A 6,080-nucleotide genomic window follows, 5' to 3' on the forward strand; every position below is an offset into this window, starting at 1 on the left:
GCTGGCCTCTTAGCGGTCAGCTACCCGTGCCGTTGGCAATAAACGTCTTATGACGTCAGGTTTTTCCAAGATGAGCGACAAGATGACGCGGTGAAAAAGCCTGGGCACAAGAACCGGCGTGTGAGCGGGTGCGTACTTACAGATATGGAATGAAAAGGCTGACAAAATGTTCAAGCGGACAACCATGCCCACCAGTCCCGCCGCGCGCCTGTTCGCCCTGGGAGGCCTTGCCGCTGCGGGTGTCGGTAGTATCGTCGGACAAGGTGCGAAGCAACTCGCTCATGGCAAGATGCCCGACCTCGGCGCCTTGATATTCAGCGGATCGACCGGTTTGCAGGTCGCTGAACATCTGGCACGGATGCGTGGCGCGGCGATGAAGGTCGGTCAAATTCTGTCGATGGACAATGGTGATTTGCTGCCAAGGGAGTTTAGCCAGGCCTTGGCGCAGCTTCAGCAGGCGGCACACACGATGCCGAACCATCAGGTTGATACAGTGCTAAGGGCCGCTTGGGGAGCGGACTGGCGCAACGCCTTTCAATCGTTCAGCTCTACGCCGATTGCGGCCGCGTCGATCGGTCAGGTGCACAAGGCTGTTCTAAAGTCCGGGCAGGTCCTGGCGGTTAAGCTTCAGTTTCCGAATGTGAAGCAAAGCATTGACGCCGATGTGGCGAATATATCAGGGCTGCTGAAAGCTATCGGATTAGCGGGAAGCCTGAAGGATCTGGATCGGCTGATCGAAGAAGCACGGGTTCAGTTGCATCAAGAGACGGATTATCTGCGTGAGGCCGAGTACATGGAGCGCTATCGCTCGGCGTTGCAGGATGCGCCGGAGTATCTTGTCCCTGCGGCGTATGAGCCCCTGACCCGGCCCAATGTCCTGGCCATGGATTTCATGGAAGGAGAAGACTTGGAGACGGTCTTCGATCAGTCTCAGGACGTACGTGACCATATGGCGGCCGGCTTGTTCGGGCTAAGCTTGAGGGAATTGTTCGTGCTGGGTTTCATGCAAACGGATCCGAATTTCGGCAATTACAAGTGGGTGCGAAGGACCAGGCAGATCGTGCTGCTGGATTTTGGCGCGACAAGGCCGGTGCCTGAAGCGACGGTCAGGGCGTATCGTAAGCTGATGCAGGCGGGGCTTGACGAGGACCGCGGAGCCCTGCGGTCAGCATTGGTTGATATCGGCGTGATGACCGAGGATGTCGGAAGGCGCTATTCTGCCGAAATGAACACCATGATGGACGTGATGATACGGCACTTCGGGCGGGCGACGGTTGATTTTGCTGACCGCACTTTTGTGCCCGTTATCAAAGCCGAGGGCAGTAAGATAGCTCTCGATCGCTCTACCTGGCACACGCCTCCAATCGATACCCTTTTCGTGCAGCGCAAGTTTACGGGCACGGCGATGTTTGGTGTCAAGGCCAAGGCTCGTATAGGGCTCCGCGGGATGGTGAGCGAGGCATTGGATAGGACCCGGACGAACGATTCCACGACGGGTTCGAACGGGCCCGTCACCTGAAAAGCCGCGCACTGAGCACGGTGTCCGTGCCGGCACGGCGCGACACCTGGGCGCGGCGCAACCTGGAAAAGCTGTGGCAGGCGATCTCGCTGCTGCTGTTTCTGGCGTTGCTCGTCGGAGAGTTGGGCCGGTTGTGAGGTGATGGCAAGGCCGACCCTTTCGGCACATTCCTTCAGTGCATCCTTAAATCTTCATGTTAATGACTCTGACCCCTTTTCTCTTTATAGCCGCTGGGGCGATTGGCGGCCAATACTTAGCTTGCCCGTGCTAGGCGTCGTAGCCTCGAGCCGGGCTCAGGGGCACTTGCTGAATAGTGGTTTCATCCGGCTCCACAAATCACGCGCCCTTGGGACTTGTTCTAAATGGCCGACTTATTGATCAGCCACAACTCTCGCCGACCTGGCGATGATGTTTGCCAAACCAACATCTCCGACTGCACGCGCCAAGGTTACTGAGCCAGCGAGAATGGAGAGGATACGCCATGCCTTCGTCTCTCGGTCTTCGTCATTGTCGCCCGGTAAGCCCTTGATAACCTGATCAACCACTTGCTGCACACTATGTCTGAACACGGCTTGTGTTTCGGGATCAGACCTTGAGACTTCTGGTGATAGGCTTTGCATGGCGCAGCTTAACCCAAGGTCACACGTGCGCTTTTCGCTAAGGTAAAAGTCGACAAAAGGGTGCAGCCATTCAGTGCCATGCTGAGATTGCATCGCTTCAATACCGGCTCGAAGGTCTTCCATTCCCGCCTTCAAAGTCTCCCGGAACGCGACGTCTTTTGAAGGAAAATGGCTGTAGAACGCCCCGGACGTAACCTGAGCCTCCTTCGCAAGTCCATCAACACCAATGCCGGCAAATCCCTTGCGTCGAAAGCCTCGACCAGCGGCGGTGATCATCCGTTCTCTGGCTTCCTCTTTGTGGCCCGTCTTATAGCGCAAATCACACCTTTAGATAACGATCGCAATTTAATCATTGACTCCATAACGATCGCTATCTTATGGAGTATGGCGGTCATTATATAACGATCGCTATTTTAATTCAACACGGCTGCTGATGCCGTTACCGAAGAGTGGAGCCACACATGCCTTTGACCCTGACCCTGACTGACGGTGCCCTTTCTGACACGGCACAAGCCGAAGCCATCGCTGAGATTACCGAGGCATTTCTCGCCGCGCACAATCTCACTGGAAACCGTGTGATGACCCCCAATGTGACGGCGCACGTCAACATCCTTGAAAAGGGCAGGGCATATGCCGGCGGAAAGCCTGTCGAAGGCGCATGGCTCGAAACTAAGACGCCTGCGTTCGCTTTGGCTGACCAGCAGGTCCAGGAAAAGTTTTTCGGGGATGTGACGGAGATCCTCCACAGGATTTCAGGCGGGACGTTGTCGCGTGATAGGATCTGGACCAATGGCGTGCATACGGTTGACGGCACTTGGAATTTGAACGGCCGACCGCATCTGAACGAAGAGCTCGGCGCGGCAATCGCAAAGGGCTAATCGCTATCGTGCGCAGGGGGCGGCGCTTGACCTGGGTCCCGCACGAAGCGACTGAACAAGAGTTGGCCTGCTTCGCGGCCGCGATTGACGGCTTGAAAAAGGGCTGGGGTGCCGGAATGGAATTGCTCGCGGCCCTCTTTGCGGAGCTTCAAGCGTAAAGACTTTATGGCGCTACCACCAATTTGAAAATTCCAAACTCAGGTTTGGGACTAATCCACTGGTTCTCAAGAACCCAACCTGATGCTTCCGCGAGTCGTCGCAAAGAGGACGGCGTGAACTTGTGCGAATTCTCGGTATGGAGACGCTCGCCGGCCTTGAAAGAGAAAGCATGGCCAGCGGCTGTCACGATTTGGTCGGTCCTGGAAACGAGATGCATTTCAACGCGTTCATGCTCTCGATTCCACACTGCCAGGTGATCAAACGCGTCTATATCGAAATTGCCGCTCAGTTCGCGATTGATCCGGACAAGCAGATTCTTATTGAAACGGGCGGTAACGCCAGCACCATCGTCATAGGCGGCAATGAGGGTGGCTTCGTCCTTGACGATGTCCGCGCCCAATATTAGCTGCGCTCCGGCTGCCAACATCCTCCGGACAGTTCGCAGAAAGGCAATTGCCTCGGCGTGGGTAAGGTTACCGATGGTCGAGCCAGGGAAGAAGCCAACCAACGGCCGACCATTCAGGGCCGTTGGAAGATCGACCTCGGTTGTGAAATCGCCGACGATTGGGGTCACTGATAGCTTCGGATAGCCTGCCTTCAGGCGTAGGGTTGCATTACGCAGCGCGTCCTCGCTGATATCGATCGGGACATAGGCAGTGATTTGCGGTGCGGCTTCGAGAAGCGTTCGTGTCTTTTCGCTGGCACCACTACCGAACTCTACGAGGACTGCGTCGTCGGGGATATCGGCCGCGAGGTCGCGGGCGATCTTTGTCAGTAGGTCTGTTTCGGTGCGGGTCGGGTAGTATTCATCAAGGCGGCAAATCTCTTCGAACAGGACGGAACCCGCGCCATCATAGAAATATTTGGGCGACATCGTCTTTTGTCGCGCAGACAGGCCCTTGACGACGTCAGCGGCAAAGGCTGAATCGGACCCGTCGACTTCGTAACGCCCTGGTGCAATGTCGCGCGCCAAGCGAATGCCAGACCGCATCCACCGTTGTTCCGGCTTGAAGAAGTTCCTGTAGGTCGAGCGGGTATGCCCTGGGGGTGTGAAGCTTGAACCGCCGCGCAGGACCATCTGCCCGCTCATGAACTTGCCGTTATACTCGCCGACTGCGCCGGCACCGGGACTAAAGCCCGGATAGGGTAGGTAGGCGCTGTTGGTCCATTGCCAGGCGACGTCGGCGACCTGATCTAGCGCACCATCGCTGGCGGCGGCCTCCCACTCGGCTTCGGTCGGCAGACGTGCGCTGGCCCAGCGCGCATAGGCGTCCGCCTCATAGAAACTGATGTGAGTGACAGGACTGTCGGCGACAATGGGGTTGAAGCCGCGTAGGCTCATCTCTTGCCAGGCACTGCCATCATGTTGCCAATAGAAGGGGGCATTCCAAGCTTGGCTCTGAGCTTGAGCCCAGCCGTCTGACAACCACAGATCCGGCCGATTGTAGCCATCGTCGGCCATGAAGGCCAGCCATTCGCCATTGGTCACCAGCCGGTCGCTGATCTCAAATGGCTGCAACCAAATGCGATGGCGGGGGCCTTCATTGTCGAAGGCAAAGTGATCGCCTCTATGGCCGATTTCGACGAGTCCGCCCGGACGCAAACGGAAGTGGCCAGACTTGCCACCAATGTCGGCGCATAAAGTCCCGTCATAGCCGGGTTTGAGCGGCGACTGCGCCAGTAGATGCAGAACATCCATCAGGATCAGCTCTTGGTGCTGCTCTTCGTGGGCGATGCCAAGGCGGACCAAACCTTCGCTCTCCGGCGATACCTCGCCTCCCAGCAGGAGTTCCATATGATGGTCGACGTGGGCGCGGTAGGCGAGGACGGCTTCAAGCGTTGGCCGAGTTAGCAAGCCGCGAAGCGCCCTAGGCTGACGCGGCCCCAATGCTTCGTAATATGAGTTGAAGAGGTATCCAAAAGCGGGATCAAATGCAGTGTAACCGTCAACGCTACCCAGCAGGAACGTTTCGAAAAACCATGTCGTGTGGGCAAGATGCCATTTGACGGGGCTGGCATCGGGCATCGATTGGACAACCACGTCTTCTGGGCCGAGGGGCACAATGAGTCTTTCGGTTTGCCGCCGGGTTGAGACAAATTTGGCGAGCATTAGAGCTTCGCGAGAGCTTTCAACCGAGCGCAAGGCTTCCAAGCTATCCATTGTCCGTCACCTTTCGTTTCTAAAGCCTATTAAACCGGCCTCATGCCAGAATCTGTCTGCTTCGTTCTCGCTAGTCGTTTCGCCGTCCTGAGATCGGACACGTGTTTAATCCAAATAGATAATAGACGCTGCATGATCCTAAGATTGCGGTGAGTGCGCCGGGAGACCGGCAAGGCGTAGTGAGTGCAAGTCTCATACAGTGAAGGCGTAGCGATCCACACTGGCCTCGAGTCATGCGCAACTGGTCGTGAGGCCAGTGGCGAAGCGTTGACAGGGGATAGCATAGGCCAGCCATTGAGCCGCGAAAGAATTCAATCCGGGACGCCGACACCGTTCACCGAGTAAAAACGGGGCAGAGTCGATATCGGCACGCCCGGACACGGTCGGACAGAATAGGTTTAAACACGGATGGAGGCACGGATGCGGGCCTTGCAGCCGGACTGCGCGGTTAATGCACGGATGAAGCACGGTTGTCAGTGTATACGGCGCTCGATTCGGCTCTGGTCATCGTGGAACTTCGAGCGCTGTGCGCTCAAGACAGGTTATCGTTCCGCGGGTTCAGGGCGCAAAGACATCCGTGCCTGATCCGTGGTTAAAATTTACCGGTCAGATGCGCTGCTGGTCTTCGCCCTGGACAAGACCAGGCGACAGTTCCTGGTCATCTGCGGCCTGTGACATTGCACCTTTGAAACTGCGGAAAGCTGTGTGATGCCAGCCGCATTGGTGACTGACCGTTAAAGAGG

Annotated in this window: 5 protein-coding genes; 3 read left to right on the forward strand and 2 right to left on the reverse strand. The window is 56.8% G+C overall.

Translation table 11 applies throughout. The features are described from left to right. The first annotated feature begins 166 nt into the window (after positions 1-166). Positions 167-1,519, forward strand: coding sequence for an ABC1 kinase family protein (locus tag ABI_RS04055; protein ID WP_006271567.1), 1,353 nt, complete (start codon positions 167-169; stop codon positions 1,517-1,519). Between the two features lie 371 nt (positions 1,520-1,890). On the opposite strand, the gene ABI_RS04060 is transcribed toward ABI_RS04055, so the two are convergent. After that, positions 1,891-2,415 (reverse strand): TetR/AcrR family transcriptional regulator, encoded by a 525-nt coding sequence (locus ABI_RS04060; RefSeq protein ID WP_211211110.1) that lies wholly within the window; start codon positions 2,413-2,415, stop codon positions 1,891-1,893. Positions 2,416-2,600: 185 nt separating this feature from the next. On the opposite strand from ABI_RS04060, the gene ABI_RS04065 reads away from it, so the two are divergent. After that, on the forward strand, positions 2,601-3,017 hold the full coding sequence (locus ABI_RS04065; RefSeq protein ID WP_006271570.1) for a hypothetical protein: 417 nt from the start codon (positions 2,601-2,603) through the stop codon (positions 3,015-3,017). A gap of 26 nt (positions 3,018-3,043) precedes the next feature. Beyond that, the gene (locus tag ABI_RS26415; protein WP_280959733.1) at positions 3,044-3,175 is read left to right on the forward strand and encodes a hypothetical protein; all 132 of its coding nucleotides are present in this window, start codon (positions 3,044-3,046) and stop codon (positions 3,173-3,175) included. 5 nt (positions 3,176-3,180) lie between these two features. Here ABI_RS26415 and egtB read toward each other — a convergent pair whose 3' ends face one another. Further along, entirely contained in the window at positions 3,181-5,337 is a 2,157-nt protein-coding gene (gene egtB / locus ABI_RS04070; RefSeq protein WP_050808185.1) for an ergothioneine biosynthesis protein EgtB, read from the reverse strand. Positions 5,338-6,080: the final 743 nt, after the last annotated feature.

Origin of the sequence: Asticcacaulis biprosthecium C19, assembly GCF_000204015.1 — a bacterium.
GTDB classification, from domain to species: Bacteria; Pseudomonadota; Alphaproteobacteria; order Caulobacterales; family Caulobacteraceae; genus Asticcacaulis; species Asticcacaulis biprosthecius.